The following is a 14,233-nucleotide window of genomic DNA, read 5'->3' as shown; positions in this document are numbered from 1 at the left end:
GCTTGAAACTATGGTGCAGCTTGCGACTTCACCGTTCAGTGCACTTTGAGGACCACGCGATGCTTGCCTTCGGAGAACTGCCCTGGGCGACCCAGGATCGTGTCACGGCTGCGGGACGCTGTACGATCGGCGACGGCAAGGAATTCGCCTGCGTTGTCGATATGCCCGATAGCGAGACCGCGGCGGTTTCCTGCGACTACCTCGCCTCGGACGACGATATCGGCCAGGAGGTCATCTGTTACGTGGACGGCATCGGCCTGATCGCGGGCAGCGTGCGGGACCTGACCGAATCCGGCTTCATGATCGGCGTCGAGGTCAATGCCGAGCGCCACGCCCGGATCGAGGCGCGACTGACCTGGATGCGCGAGCACGTCCGCGGACTCGCCGACAGGCGCGTGGGTGCGCGCATCGTCCCCAAGCACCGGCGAACTACCGTAAAATGGCCGGACGGCCGGCTGATCGACGCCGAGATCGCGGATCTGTCGATGTCGGGCGCAGGCTTGGTTCTCGCCGAGAAGCCGAGCGTCGGCGCCGTGGTGACGGTCGGCAAGCGCTTCGCCACCGTCATCCGCCACAAGGAGGACGGCATCGGCGTCGCCTTCCGCCTGCCGTTCAGCGCGGAGACGTTCAACGAGCAGGTTGTGCTGTAACGGGCGTATTCGAGCAATATCCGCCGTCACTGCGAGCTCAGCGAAGCAATCCAGGGCCACCGGGCTGAAGGTGCGGGTGCTGCCCTTGGATTGCTTCGGCTTCGCCTCGCAACGACAGTCGAGAAATCTTACGCCAGCGCGGTATCTGGCGGCTCGCTGTCGGAAGGCCGGGCGTCTTCGGGAACGGGGGCATTGGCCGGAGCCGCTTCGGCCGCGTTCTCGGCGGGGATGGCGCGGATCGTCACCGCGTCGCCTTCGATAGTGAAATGCACCGACATCGCCGCGGCGCGAGCCACGAGGCCGGCGTAATAGGCCAGGATCCCGTGGGAATCGACCGAGCCGTTCTCCGGCGTGCCTGCGATCAGTTCCTCGGCATGGGGCGGGATGCGGGCATGCGAGCCCTTGGCGACGATCACGATCTCCGGCGCGTCGCCATCGCCCGTGACCTTGACGTCAATCAGGCCGCCGCGCGGGATCGCGGTGGACGCGATCACCACGAGGTTGAGGAGGAGCTTGACCTTGTTCTTCGGAAAGAGCGCGACCGGCGCACTCCAGGCGATATCGGGCTTCTCGTCGGCAAACATGTTGCGGGTGAGCTTTTCCGCATCGGCGAGGTCGATTGCCGCGCCCACCGAGCCGGAGGCGCCGAAGGCGATCCGCGCGAACTGGACACGGGCGGAGGCGGTGCGCGCGCTCTTCCGGATCAGGTCGAGGGCGAATTCCCGCATCGAGGGGTCGTTGTCGTCCTCCAGGACCTCGAGCCCGTTATTGATCGCGCCGACCGGGCTTATCAGGTCGTGGCAGACCCGCGAGCAGAGGAGAGCGGAGAGATCGAGGGCGTCGAGATTGAGGCTGGCCATGAACGGCTCCGCGGTGAATTTGGTCTTATATCCGCCGCGCTTGGCCGGGATGGATCGAAGATCGCAGCGTGCGCGTGTCCGGCACCGATAGACACCGTTCGCTGCTTTGAAAAGCGGCGGCTCACCTTGACGACGCCTGTCGACAAGCGGGCGCCTTCGGGGCATGACCTTGGAGATGAGTGTTTTGGGGTCCGAGTCGCGTTCGGCGGCGTCCCCTCGCCTGACCGCCCCGGTCTCGGACGCGTCACGCGATGCCGTCGCCGCAAGCCTTGCCGAGATCGCCTGCGGCGCCGGCGAGATCCTGCGCCGCTACCATGGCGGCGACTGCCCACATCAACTCAAGCCCGATGGCTCGCCGGCGAGCCTCGCCGACATGCGGTCTGAGGAGTTCATCGTCGCTGCGTTGAACAGGCTCTGGCCCGAGATCCCGGTCATCGCCGAGGAAACCAGCTGCGACGCCAAGGCCGCCGAGCTGTTCTTCCTGGTCGATCCGCTCGACGGCACCCGCGACTTCCTGGCGGGCGTCCCGGAATACAGCGTCAACATCTGCCTGATCTGGAACGATCGGCCGATCGCGGCCGCGCTGGCTGCGCCCGGTCTCGGCCGGGTCTGGTACGCGGGCAGCCGTGCCCTCGAAGCGCCGGTGCGCGAAGGACGTCTCGGCGAGCCGCGCCCGATCTCCGCGCGCAGCCCTCCGCGCGACGGGCTCGTTGCACTGGTGAGCCGCTGCCACGGCGATGCCGAAACCGATACCTGCCTCGACAGCTTGCCGATCGTGCTGCGGCGCGTGACCTCCTCCGCGCTCAAATTCGGGCTGCTGGCGGCCGGCGAGGCCGACGTCTACGTGCGCTGCGTGCCGACCATGGAATGGGACACGGCGGCCGGCGATCATATCCTCGCCGTCGCGGGCGGCTGGGTGGTGGGACCGGATGGCGCGCGCCTGACCTACGGCCATCGCGGGCGGTTCTACCGCAACGGTCCTTTCGCGGCCTTTGGCGAATGCGGGCAAGCGCCGTCCGTCCACCTCCCCTCGGCCTGCTCGTCGAGCTATCGCGACCGGCAGCGTGCCGGCGAGGCGACACGCGAGGAATCCGCTGCTCGTTCGTGACGGCTCGTTAACCTTGTCTTGCGGTTAAGTGCCCATACTCCCCCGAATCAAAGGATTCGGCGCGGGTAAGCCGCGCGAGGAGGACTGCGATGTCGACCAAGAAAGTGACGCAGCAGGCGCTGTCGCGCCGCGCCCTCATTCCCGCACTGGTCGCTGCCCCCGCAGTCTTGCTGCTGACCCGCCGCGACGCCGCCGCCGTCGAGGATTTCGGCCGGCCAGAGAATTTCCGCCCGGCCGAGATCGTCGATAACGGTCACAAGTTCTTCGGCAGCATGTCCCGCGGCCTGGCGCTGACGGTCGAGGAAGCCACCCGCCGTTGGGGCCAGCCGAACGGCTACATCCTCGGCCAGGAGGCTTCGGGCGCCTTCGTCGGCGGCCTGCGCTACGGCGAGGGCACGCTCTACACCCGCAACGCCGGCAACCGCCGGATCTATTGGCAGGGCCCGTCGATCGGCTTCGATGCCGGCGGCGACGGCGACCGCACCATGATGCTGGTCTACAACCTGCCAGGCCTACGTGAGCTCTACCAGCGCTTCGGTGGAGTCGACGGCTCGGCCTATTTCGTCGGCGGCTTCGGCATGACGGCAGTCACTAACGACGGAATCGTCGTGGTTCCGATCCGCACCGGTGTCGGCGCCCGGCTCGGCATCAATGTCGGCTATCTCAAGTTCACCAGCCGGCCGACTTGGAACCCCTTCTGACGGCGCCGGGCCTGCCTTGAAGCGGGCCAGAACGAACAATAGAGGCTGATGCTGCCGGTGCCCCCGGCACGCATCGCGCGCATCGTCGCGCGTCCCTAGGGTTTCACGCATGGGTTCGTCGGCGTGATCGAGACCATAATGAGCTTCGCGCTCGGCTTCCTGGTGGCAAGCCTGGCCGCGCTTCTGATGCTGCCGGTGCTGAACCGTCGGGCGGCCCGTCTCGCCCGCCGGCGCATCGACGGGCTGTTTCCGATGTCGATGCAGGAGATCGCCGCCGAGCGTGATGCGCTGCGCGCCGAGTTCGCCGTGGCCGAGAGGCGTCTCGAGCGCAAGGTCGAGACGGCTCGCGCCGGTCGCCACGGGGACATGCAGGCCGTCGGGGCCAAGCTGCTCGAAGTCGCCGCCCTGCAGCGCGACGTGGAAGGCCGTGATGCGGCGCTCTCCGCGCGCAAGGCCGAGATGGAGGAGGCGCTTGCCCGCATCTCTGGGCTCGACCGCGACCTCTCTACCTCCCGCACCGACGGGGCTGCCAGCCTGGCGGCGCTGACCGCGTTGGAGGAGGCCCATCGCGATATCCTGGTCGACCTCAAGACGACGCGGCGTGATCGCGACGCCGTGCGTGAGGACCTCAAAGGTGCCCTGTCGCGCGGCGAAGTGTCTCGCGGGCCGTCCACGGATGGCGCAGCCGACGGAACGGCGGCCCTCGGCAGCCCCCCTCACGAGTTGCACGCCCGTCACGACGCCCTGGTCTCCGAGCGCGACACCCTCGCCGCGAGCCTCGCGGCCGCCGAGGCCGCTCTGGCCACAGCGCTTTCCGGCCGTCACGCCAAGGGATCGCCCCAGAGCAGCACCGACGACGCGGACCTGCGCCGGCGCATCTCCGAGGTCGCGGACGCACTGGTCAAACGCGACCGCCTTCCGTCCACCGGCAGCTTCCCGCTGACGGCCGTTGCGGAGTCCTGATGCAGGCAAGTGCGCTGTCACGCTTGCCGCTGGCTGTTCGGGACAATAAGTCCGCGCTCACCGACGGCATCGTCATGCGATCGCCCTGCCTGTGCCTCGCTTCGACCACGGCGAGGCTGCATCCGATGCCGGCTTCCCTTTCACGCACGCTCCGAGACGACTGATGGCCTTGAACCCGAAGCCGTTCGCCCTTGCGGTGATCATCCTCGCCGTCGCCGGCGCCGCGCAGGCGGTCGAGACGAAGCGCGGCAACGAAACTCTCAAGAAGTACTGCACCGGCGACTACCTCTCCTATTGCGGCAACCTCGCTCCCGAAGATCCGGCGACCGACGCCTGCTTCAAGACCAACTGGAAGAAGCTGTCGGAAAATTGCCGCCGCGCCATCGACGCCTACACGCCGACGCCGGCTGAAAAGACCGGCAAGCGCGGCTGATCCGACACGCGCGTCGGCGTTGTTGCGCCGATGCGCTCGCATCCGGGCCCGCGAACGGCTAAGCTGTCGCCGCTCATGCCGGACTCGTCGATGCTCGTCCTCTCCGCCGCCCCGTCGCGCCCTGCGCCCAGGCGCCTGATCGCCATCGGGCTCTGCCTCTGTGTCGTCGCCTTGACGGCCGGCGGCTGCGGCCGCCGCGGCAGACTCGAGCCGCCGACCGACGCGCCGAGCCCGTCCGGGCGCACGTCGTCGTCGCCCGCCTCGGCCCGCTCCCTTCCCCTCGGCACCGGCTTGGCCTCCGAGACTTCGGACTCGGATGCCGTGCGCAACGGCGACGAACTCCCGGCCTCCGCCACGGCGCCCGGTATCGACTCCGCGCCGATCCAGACCAATCGCGGCGCCAAGAAGGGCTACAAGATCCCGAAGGATCCGTTCATCCTCGACGCGATCCTCTGAGGGCGCTCGAGCCCCTCGCCTCCGCCGCCGGTTCTGCTAAAGCGCGGGCATGCATCACTTCCAGTATCGCGATGGGCGCCTGCACGCCGAGGACGTCGACCTGACCGCACTCGCGGACGAGGTCGGAACCCCCTTTTATTGCTACGCTTCCGCCACGCTGGAGCGGCATTACCGAGTGTTCTCCGAGGCTTTCGCTGGCGACGACGCCCTCACCTGTTTCGCGGTGAAGGCAAACTCGAACCAGGCGGTGCTGGCGACCTTGGCGCGCCTCGGCGCCGGTATGGACATCGTGTCCGAGGGTGAACTGCGCCGGGCGCTGGCCGCGGGCGTGCCGGGTGAGCGCATCGTCTTCTCTGGTGTCGGCAAGACGCGCACAGAGATGGCGGCGGCGCTGCAGGCCGGGATCTTCTGCTTCAACGTTGAGAGTGAGCCCGAACTCGACGCGCTGTCCGAAGTCGCGGTGTCGGTGGACCGCAATGCGCCGGTCTCGATCCGGGTCAATCCCGACGTCGACGCGCTGACCCATGCCAAGATCGCCACGGGAAAATCCGAGAACAAGTTCGGCATTCCGATCGAGCGCGCGCGCGAGGTCTACGCCCATGCCGCCCGCCTGCCGGGCCTGTCGATCCACGGCGTCGACATGCATATCGGCAGCCAGATTACCGATCTCGCGCCCTTCGACCGGGCCGGTGCCCGCCTCTCTGCGCTCGCCCGCGAACTCATCGCAGATGGTCACGCGTTGAAGCACATCGATTTCGGCGGCGGCCTCGGCATCCCCTATCGTGACGACAACGCCACGCCTCCCGACCCGACGGCGCTCGCCGAGGTGATGCGCCCTCATTTCCAGCCGCTCGGCCTGCGGCCGGTCTTCGAGATCGGCCGGATGATCTGCGGCAATGCCGGCATCCTCGTCACCCGCGTGATCTACGTGAAGCGGACAGCGAGCCGAACCTTCGTCATCGTCGACGCAGCGATGAACGACCTGATCCGCCCCACCCTGTATGAGGCCTTCCACGCCCTGCGCCCGGTGGCCGAGCCTTCGCCTAATGCAGAGCGCATCGTCGCCGATGTCGTCGGTCCGGTCTGCGAGACCGGCGATTATCTGGCACTGGGTCGCGACATGCCCGACGTTGCCCCCGGAGATCTCGTCGCGGTGATGACTGCTGGAGCCTACGGCGCCGTCCAGGCCAATACCTACAACACCCGGCTCCTGGTGCCAGAGGTGTTGGTGAAGGGCGCGGAGGTTGCTGTCGTCAGGCCACGCCCGAGCTACGAGGAACTGATCGGGCTGGACCGGATGCCGGACTGGCTCTGAGGTCTCGTCGCGGACATTCCACGTAACCCTGCCGCCACGTCAGCACCGCTGAGAGCCTCAGGTCGTCTCCGCGTTGTGCTCGTCCATGCGCAGCGACCAGACCATGTTCTGGTCGTTGTCCGTCAGCCAGGCGAGATTGGTGCCGTCGACGATCAGGCTGTCTGCGTTGCTCAGGAGCGCGCTGATCGCCTCGCGGAGATTGGCGGCTCGAACGATCTCGTCGCGAACGGGCGGTCGTACGACGCCGCGCTGATCTCGAAAGGCGACGCGGAGGCGGAAGGTCTGCACGGGGCTCTCGATTGGCACGGCGGCTTCGCGCCGAAGGCGTTGAAGCCGATCCGGCTGCTTGGATCGTACGATAGTCGACGTCCACCGGGACGATTACGCAATCCCGAGAACGCGGCAACCGTCAAGCGTGGCTGGGCCAATTTGACCCCATGCTGGAGCGCTGCCACGGTATTACATTGGTTGAGACCAGGTTGGGCATCGAGGCCCGCCAGAGCAGGTTCATGATGGCCGAGGCCGAGACACCGACCTCCCCAACTCCACGAGACCCGGTTCGCGTGCGGCTGGACCGGCTGGTGGTGGGTGCGCGGGCGGCAGGGCTGATCGAGCGGATCTGGCCGCTGCTCTGGCGCGGGCTCATGGTGGTTCTCGCCTTCCTGACCCTGTCCTGGTTGGGGCTCTGGCTGGAATTGCCGCAGGTCTGGCGGATGGTGGGCCTCGGCCTGTTTGCGCTCGTGGCCGTCGTCGTGCTCGCACCCATGGCCAGGTTGCGATCGCTCGATCGCCGCCAGGCGCTCGCACGGATCGATCGCGAGGCGGCGCGTACCGGGAAGGCCGACGGCGCCCTCTCGCATGATCCGGCCTCCGCGATCGAGGATACCCTCGCCGTCGGCTCGAACGATCCGGCAACAAAGGCACTGTGGGCGCTTCATCAGCGCCGCGCCGCGGCTGCGGTCGCGAGGCTTAGGATCGGCGCGCCGCGGCCGGACATGCCGCGTCACGATCCCCTCGCGCTTCGCGCCGGCTTCGTGGTGGCTGCGATCGCGGCCCTGTTCGTGGCGGGTCCCGAATGGCGCGAGCGCATCGGCGCGGCCTTCGATTGGCGCGAGCCGCCGCTTCCGGGGCCGAACTTCCGTGTCGACGGCTGGATCGACCCGCCGCTCTATACCCGCCTGCCGCCTCTCATCGTGACCATGTCGCGCGCCGACGCCGGCAAGGGCGGCGAGCAGCACCTGCGCGCGCCGGTGAACTCGACCCTGATCGTGCGCATCGCCGGCCACGGAGAGGCGACGCTGACGCCGAATGCCGCACTCGAGCCGATCAGCAAGGACGCGAAGGGCGACGCCGGAACCCGAAAGGCTCCGCCGGCCGGCGTATCCTCCAAGACTGCACAGTCGGATCTCCGCGAGGAACGCTTCCGCCTCGGCGCCGGGACGGCGGAACTCAAGATCAAGACCGAGGGCGCGCCGCCGCAGCGTCTCACCATCGAGAGCATCCCCGACCGGCCGCCCGAAGTCGAGCGCGTCGGCGGCCTCGACGTGAACGGCCGCGGCACCTTCAACCTGACCTACCGGGCCAAGGATGACTACGGGATTGCCTCGGCCGAGGGGATCGTCGAGCCGCTGAAGCCGGGCCGGTCCCTAGTGCCGGTGCCGAAGCTCAATCTCGCCCTGCCGGCGGACGCCACGGGCGCCGCCGAGACCAAGACGCTGATCGATCTCACCGACAATCCCTGGTCGGGCGCCCGGATGCGGCTGAGCCTCGTCGTCAAGGACGAGGCCGGCCAGGAGGGGCGAACGCAAGCCGCCGAGATCACCCTGCCGGCGAGGCCCTTCATCCAGCCTCTGGCACGCTCCCTGGCGGAGGAGCGCCGCCGTCTCGTCACCGCACCGGACGATGACCGCAAGCGCGTGCAGATCGCCCTCGACGCCCTGCTGATCGCACCCGAGCACTTCACGCCGCAGCCCTCGATCTTCCTCGGGTTGAAGACCGCGGCCGGACGCTTGCGCGCCGCGAAGTCCGACGAGGATCTGACCGCCGTGGCCGACCTCCTCTGGGAGATGGCCCTCAAGATTGAGGATGGAGATCTCTCCGACGCCGAGAAGTCGTTGCGCGCCGCTCAGGACCGTCTCAAGGAGGCCATGGATCGCGGCGCGCCGGACGAGGAGATCAAGAAGCTCACCGACGACCTCAAGAAGGCGCTCGACCGCTTCATGAAAGAGTTCGCCGAGCGGCAGAACAAGGATCAGAAGAACGGTCAGCAGAAGCAGTCCGAGCAACAGCAGCAGGGCAAGCAGAAGACCGTCACGCCGGATCAGCTCCAGAAAATGATCCAGGACATGCAGGAAGCGATGAAGCGCGGCGACACGGCCGAGGCTCAGCGCCTGCTCGAACAGCTCCGCGGCATCCTGGAAAATCTGCAGAGCGCCCAGAACGGTCAGAAGCAGGGCCAGCAGCAGTCGCAGATGAACAAGCAGATGCAGGAGCTCGACCAGATGTCGCGCGACCAGCAGAAGCTACGCGATCAGACCTTCAAGGAGTCCCAAGAGCAGCAGGGCCGCCCCCGCCAGAACAAGCAGCAGCAGGGGCAGCAGCAGGGCCAGAAGGGTCAGCAACAGCAGGGCCAGAAGGGTTCGCAAGGCCAGCAGGGCCAGGGCCAGCAGCAGGAGGGTCAGCAGGGCCAGAACGGCGGCGAGTCGGGCAAGGGCGATACCGGCCAGCAGCAGCAGGCCCTGCGCGAGCAACTCCAGGAGTTGCAGCGGCGCATGAAGGAACAGGGCCTCGAGGGCGAGCAGGGCCTCTCCGATGCCGAACAGGCCATGAAGGAAGCCGAAGACGCCCTCGGCCGCGGCCAGGGCGATCAGGCGGTGGACGCGCAGGGTCGCGCTCTCGACGGGCTCAAGAAGGGTGCCGAGGGCATGCAGCAGCAGATGCAGCAGCAGGCCGAAGCGGAGGGACAGGGCCAGCAGGACGGCGAGAATCCCGGCCAGCAGGGTCAGGCCGGCGCCGCGGACGATGATCCGCTCGGGCGTCCGACCAAGGGCCGCGATCTCTCCAACGGCAACGTGCGCGTGCCCAATGCCGACGAATCGGCCGTGCAGCGCGCTCGCCGGATCATGGAAGAGCTGCGGCGCAAGCTCGGCGACCCGACCCGTCCGCAGGAAGAGCTCGACTACTTCGAGCGGCTGCTGCGGCGGAACTGACGGCCGGCTCCGCGCCATGGCGCGGGGGCCGTTCCGGTTCTAATACGGGTTCCTTGAGCGCTCGGCGCCGCTGTTTTCCGGCACGCCGGGCTTTGAGTTCGGGAAATTCAGGTCATGTCCTCCAACACACTCGTGCTCGCCGCCTGCATTGCGGTCGCCGCGGTGCTCTTCCTCGGTCTCGCGAACATGATGCGCGGCGGCAGCGCAAACCTCTCCCAGCGGCTGATGCGCCTGCGCGTGCTGCTTCAGTTCCTCGCCATCATCCTGATCATGGGCGTCCTGTGGTGGCGCGCCGTCTGACATGCGTGCGTACGCAGCTAGGGGTGTGACTGGCAGGACGCACAGGCTCGTTAACGTTCTCACCGAGGATGAATTGGCATCCCGGACAAGCCTGGCCGTGATATTTGGTGAAGGCTGAAATCCGGATAGCTGGCAGATGCACACGACCTTCTCCCGCCTCCTCGCCGGCACGCTTGCCCTGGCGGTCGCGACGAGCACCACTCAGGCGGCAGATCTGAGCCAGCGCGCTCCGGCCCCGATCCCCTACCTGGCTCCGGTGCAGCCCTACAGCATCGTGTCCGAGATCCGGATCGGCGGCGCGGTTCACGATCCCGGTGCACCCGAGGGCAAGCTCGGGAACTGGAGCAAGATCGACGTCAACGGCGAGATCCTGTTCGCGAAGCCGCAGATCAGCGCCGATCCGTTCTGGCAGGCCTTCGTGCCGCGTCCGACGGTGGGCGGCAGCTACAGCACCGGCGGCCGCACGAGCTATGCCTATCTCGGCGCGACATGGACGGTCGACATCTTCCCCGAGACGCTCAACCGGCGCGTCTTCCTCGACGGCTTCTTCGGCGGCGCGGCGCATGACGGCTATACGGGCGAGAAGGCCGGCGCGCCGTTCGGCTTCAACCGCCTCGGCTGCAACCCGCTGTTCCGCGAGGCCGCCGCCCTCGGCTTCCGCATCACCGAGCACTGGAGTGTCATGGCGACCGTGGAGCACATGTCGAATGCCGGCCTGTGCCACGACAACCGCGGCCTGACCAATTACGGCGGCAAGATCGGCTACACTTTCTGAGCTACGGAGGTGTCTCGCGACGCCCCTCGATTGCCGAGATCGCTTGCAAAGGCCCGCTGAGCGCGAGACATCCTCGCCCAGCGGGCTTTTTCTTGGCCCGAGAGGATCTCAGGCCGTGGTCAAGCTGAACAAGATCTACACCCGCACCGGCGACAAGGGCACGACGGGCCTCGCCAATGGCGAGCGACGCTCCAAGGCGGATTTACGGGTCGAGGCCTATGGCGCGGTCGACGAGACGAACGCCTGCGTCGGCCTTGCAAGGCTCCATGCCGATCCGCGGATCGATGCCATGCTCGCGGCGATTCAGAACGACCTGTTCGATCTCGGCGCCGATCTCGCGACGCCTCCGAGCGACACGCCGCTGGAATACGAGCCTCTCCGCATCGTGCCCTCGCAGGTCACGCGGCTCGAGACCGACATCGACGCCTTGAACGCCGATCTGAAGCCGCTGACGTCCTTCGTTCTGCCAGGCGGCTCGGCCTTCTCGGCGGCCCTGCATCTGGCTCGTACGGTCTGCCGCCGGGCCGAGCGGGTCACCGTGGCGCTTGCCGCGATCGATTCGGAAAAAATCTCGCCGGAGGCCGTCCAGTATCTCAATAGGCTGTCCGACTTCCTGTTCGTTGCCTCCCGAGTCGCCAACGCCAACGGCGCGGACGACGTGCTTTGGGTGCCCGGCAAGAATCGTTGAGCGAGAATCGCTGAGCGGGCTCAGGAGGCCGTGAGGCGCTCCGTGTTCGCGGCCACGTGCTCGCGGTAGCGCGCGACGACGGCGTCGGGCGATCCGCCGGTCATCAGCATTCCGAATGCCTCGATGGATGCGCTGATCTTCTCGGTGACCATGGAGGCCATTTCGGCTTGGCCTTCGACCCCGCCCCAGGCGATCCGCACGAGGCGGAGCTCGACCACCTTCTGGGCTTCGAGGCCGAGCATCATCAGGCCATGCAGAGGACCATACATGGCAGGTCCAAAGCAGCATTCGCGATCATTGTGCATCGCAATATGATAGCACGCTGAACTCCTGGCGCACCTGCAAAAGCTACGCAGACCGAATTCGGCGGCAGCCCTGTAACCGCGTCGCCCTTCCGGCCGAACCTTCGGTATCGAGCCGAGAGAGGTGACGCTTGGACGTCCAGTCAGTCGATGGGGAGCATCCTCGACGGTCGCGAGTCGGCGCGGCGCTCGTCTGGCTGTGGCGAGCCTATGGCCGGCTGGTCCGGTTGTTGACGACGTTGGTCGGCGGGATCGTGCTGCTCTGCCTCGGTGTGCTCTTCGTCAATTACGTCGTCCTTTCAACCCCAAACGCGACCGCGTATCGAAACCTCGATCCGTCCTTACCGCCATGCCGCGATGGGCTCGCCAAGGGCTGGTCCATCTTGGCGGATCTCGGTCGCAAGGCACTCGGCGACGAGCGGAAGCCGGAGAGCGGGGGCTGGGAGGATGCGAGCAACGACGAGCGGGCCGCCGTCGCCCAGGATGCGAATTGGGGAACGCGGCTGCGTTGCTCGCTGCAACGTCACCTGGTCCCGTCGACCAAGCCGGGTGGGAAGCCCCTCGACTATCATCTCGGCTTTCTCGAGTTCCAGGAGACCGGCGAACCCTACGCGTTGATCTCCCGGAACGCTCGGGGTCGCGACGAAGCGATGACCTCGGCAATGCTGAAGGACAAGATGCAGGCCGGCGGCCATCCCCCGGGGGAGGATGGAGAGGCGCAGCCGGTCATCACGCAGCTCGACGCCCTGAAGCAGCATCTCGCGACAGGCTCGCACTACGTCATCGTGTTCATTCACGGCTGGCGCCATGACGCGCGGATCGGCGACGGCAACGTGGCCGACCTAAGGCTCTACGCGGCCCATGCCGCGCGCTTCCTCCAGGAGCGCTGCCTGATCGAACCGACCGCCTGCGACACGAAGGTCACCGCGATCTATGTCGGCTGGCGCGGCGCCCGGGTCGACGAACGGGGCCTGGAGGAGAGTTTCGGAAAAACGGTCGGTGGTTTCCTCGGAAACCTCTCCGCGGGTGCGACCCTGTTCGACCGCAAGCCCGTGAGCGAGGCCATCGCGCCGGCGGCGGTCTCGGCGTTACGAACGCTGGAGAGCGTGCTGGCACCGCCGCTCGGCCACAAGCCCGACGACCCGCGTGCGCGCAACAAGATGCTGGTCGTCGGACATAGCCTCGGTGGCAACATGCTCGCCACGGGCCTGAAGGACGATGTCGTCAAGGCGGTGCGGCGGCACAAGCTCGGCCAAGTGATGCCACCGGTGCTCGGCAACCTCGTCCTGCTGATCAACCCCGCTTCGGAGGCGACGAAGTGGACGGCGATCCAGCGCGAGGTCTGGAGCAGGGTCGCGACGCATGCCGACTCGAACACGCCACTCTCGGAGGTTCAGCGCGATACCGGGTTCTTTCCCGCCGTACAGCGGCCGGTGATGGTCTCGATGACCGCGGCCCTCGCCTTCCCGGCGGGCGGCTTGCGGGCCGGCGACTGCGCCTGGATCGGCCTCGATGCAGACGACGGCTATCAGGATGCCAGGTCCAGGATCCGGGACCGTCTGAAGAGCACGGACGCGATGTTCGATGCCGGCGTCGACTACGATTGGGCGACGCACGATCTGTTTCCGACCTTCAAGTTCGACTTTCGCCCCGCTGCCGGCTGGCTCCGCCGGGCCGCGGGCCGCATCGAGCACCGCCGGCCTGATGGCGAGAGCTGTGCCCGAACCGAGCCGGGCGATTGGCTCTCCGGACTCGAAGCCCTTCCGATCCACGGCCTGGCCCTTCTCGCGGAAACGTTTCCGTTCCAGGACTCCTCTCGAGAAACGTCCCACACGATCGGCAATCTCGATCCGCCACGGCCGGCCGCAGGCGTGCTGGCGGATGCCCAACCCTCGGCGGCCCCGTTCGGCACGACCCACGAGCTGCTCGGTCTTCACGCGTCCGGTGAGGAGAGGCATCATCCCTACGCGACCCTCGCGGACGCGCCGATCGATTGTCAGCCGACGAACCGCTGGCTCACCCGGGCCAGGGGCCGGCAGGACGACCAGTTCGGCCTGTACTGGGACAGCGAGAATCTCGGTCCCGCCGAGCGCGGCGTGCGCGGTCAGGGCGTTCCCACAGTCGAATTCCTGCATGGCCTTCAGTTCGCCGGCATCGCTCCGATCACCGCCGCCAACGACCCGTTCTGGAACATGCGCGCCTTCGACAATGCCCTCGCGCGCCACGACGGCTACCGGCTGACCTCGTTCATCTGCGCGGTGCATCAGTTGGTGATCGACGACATCACCGGCGTGCCACAGGACATGATCAGCACCATGCGGTGACGTCGGACGGCAGGGCTCGTGGATACACGGCAAAATCGCAAGCCTGGCAGGCACCTCCCGTACGTTTGGCTGCGTTGACAAGCCTGAAATCGGCTCGTTACGGTCCGTACCCTAATTCATCCCTGATCGATGACTGTCGCCGTTGCGGG

15 protein-coding genes are annotated in these 14,233 nt (G+C 67.3%); 12 read left to right on the top strand and 3 right to left on the bottom strand.

All coding sequences use genetic code 11. The features are described from left to right. Positions 1-59 precede the first annotated feature (59 nt). Positions 60-650, top strand: coding sequence for a PilZ domain-containing protein (locus GGR33_RS09620; RefSeq protein WP_183504386.1), 591 nt, complete (start codon positions 60-62; stop codon positions 648-650). Between the two features lie 128 nt (positions 651-778). On the opposite strand, the gene chpT is transcribed toward GGR33_RS09620, so the two are convergent. Continuing rightward, positions 779-1,510 carry a histidine phosphotransferase ChpT gene (gene chpT / locus GGR33_RS09615; protein WP_183504384.1) on the bottom strand — a complete coding sequence of 244 codons (732 nt, stop codon included), beginning with the start codon at positions 1,508-1,510 and terminating at the stop codon, positions 779-781. A gap of 163 nt (positions 1,511-1,673) precedes the next feature. Here chpT and GGR33_RS09610 point away from each other — a divergent pair, with 163 nt between their 5' ends. From GGR33_RS09610 to lysA, 6 genes are all read left to right on the top strand, one after another. Then, a complete protein-coding gene (locus GGR33_RS09610) occupies positions 1,674-2,618 on the top strand; it encodes a 3'(2'),5'-bisphosphate nucleotidase CysQ family protein (RefSeq protein WP_246412935.1) in 945 nt (314 codons plus the stop codon). An 89-nt stretch (positions 2,619-2,707) separates the two neighbouring features. Then, positions 2,708-3,319 carry a DUF1134 domain-containing protein gene (locus GGR33_RS09605; protein ID WP_183504380.1) on the top strand — a complete coding sequence of 204 codons (612 nt, stop codon included), beginning with the start codon at positions 2,708-2,710 and terminating at the stop codon, positions 3,317-3,319. A gap of 123 nt (positions 3,320-3,442) precedes the next feature. Beyond that, a complete protein-coding gene (locus GGR33_RS09600) occupies positions 3,443-4,282 on the top strand; it encodes a hypothetical protein (protein WP_284210750.1) in 840 nt (279 codons plus the stop codon). Positions 4,283-4,445: 163 nt separating this feature from the next. Further along, positions 4,446-4,715, top strand: a complete 270-nt coding sequence (locus GGR33_RS09595) for a 3',5'-cyclic-nucleotide phosphodiesterase (RefSeq protein ID WP_183504378.1) — start codon at positions 4,446-4,448, stop codon at positions 4,713-4,715. Positions 4,716-4,805: 90 nt separating this feature from the next. Continuing rightward, the gene (locus tag GGR33_RS09590; protein WP_246412934.1) at positions 4,806-5,171 is read left to right on the top strand and encodes a hypothetical protein; all 366 of its coding nucleotides are present in this window, start codon (positions 4,806-4,808) and stop codon (positions 5,169-5,171) included. A 49-nt stretch (positions 5,172-5,220) separates the two neighbouring features. Further along, entirely contained in the window at positions 5,221-6,486 is a 1,266-nt protein-coding gene (lysA, locus tag GGR33_RS09585; protein ID WP_183504376.1) for a diaminopimelate decarboxylase, read from the top strand. A gap of 57 nt (positions 6,487-6,543) precedes the next feature. On the opposite strand, the gene GGR33_RS09580 is transcribed toward lysA, so the two are convergent. Further along, the gene (locus tag GGR33_RS09580) at positions 6,544-6,792 is read right to left on the bottom strand and encodes a hypothetical protein (protein ID WP_183504374.1); all 249 of its coding nucleotides are present in this window, start codon (positions 6,790-6,792) and stop codon (positions 6,544-6,546) included. Between the two features lie 206 nt (positions 6,793-6,998). On the opposite strand from GGR33_RS09580, the gene GGR33_RS09575 reads away from it, so the two are divergent. From GGR33_RS09575 to GGR33_RS09560, 4 genes are all read left to right on the top strand, one after another. Beyond that, positions 6,999-9,695 carry a TIGR02302 family protein gene (locus GGR33_RS09575; RefSeq protein WP_183505056.1) on the top strand — a complete coding sequence of 899 codons (2,697 nt, stop codon included), beginning with the start codon at positions 6,999-7,001 and terminating at the stop codon, positions 9,693-9,695. A gap of 114 nt (positions 9,696-9,809) precedes the next feature. Then, the gene (locus GGR33_RS09570) at positions 9,810-9,995 is read left to right on the top strand and encodes a twin transmembrane helix small protein (RefSeq protein WP_183504372.1); all 186 of its coding nucleotides are present in this window, start codon (positions 9,810-9,812) and stop codon (positions 9,993-9,995) included. A 136-nt stretch (positions 9,996-10,131) separates the two neighbouring features. Beyond that, on the top strand, positions 10,132-10,770 hold the full coding sequence (locus GGR33_RS09565) for an acyloxyacyl hydrolase (RefSeq protein ID WP_183504370.1): 639 nt from the start codon (positions 10,132-10,134) through the stop codon (positions 10,768-10,770). A 115-nt stretch (positions 10,771-10,885) separates the two neighbouring features. Further along, positions 10,886-11,458 (top strand): cob(I)yrinic acid a,c-diamide adenosyltransferase, encoded by a 573-nt coding sequence (locus GGR33_RS09560; RefSeq protein ID WP_183504368.1) that lies wholly within the window; start codon positions 10,886-10,888, stop codon positions 11,456-11,458. Between the two features lie 20 nt (positions 11,459-11,478). Here the strand turns inward: GGR33_RS09560 and GGR33_RS09555 are convergent, their stop codons facing one another. After that, positions 11,479-11,727: a hypothetical protein gene (locus GGR33_RS09555; protein WP_183504366.1), complete on the bottom strand. Its 249-nt coding sequence runs from the start codon at positions 11,725-11,727 to the stop codon at positions 11,479-11,481. Positions 11,728-11,891: 164 nt separating this feature from the next. Here GGR33_RS09555 and GGR33_RS25725 point away from each other — a divergent pair, with 164 nt between their 5' ends. Then, entirely contained in the window at positions 11,892-14,084 is a 2,193-nt protein-coding gene (locus tag GGR33_RS25725) for a hypothetical protein (protein WP_246412933.1), read from the top strand. Positions 14,085-14,233 lie beyond the last annotated feature (149 nt).

The organism is Methylobacterium brachythecii, assembly GCF_014196345.1.
In the GTDB taxonomy this organism is placed as follows: Bacteria; Pseudomonadota; Alphaproteobacteria; order Rhizobiales; family Beijerinckiaceae; genus Methylobacterium; species Methylobacterium brachythecii.
This window is presented reverse-complemented; position numbering and strand designations above follow the sequence as displayed.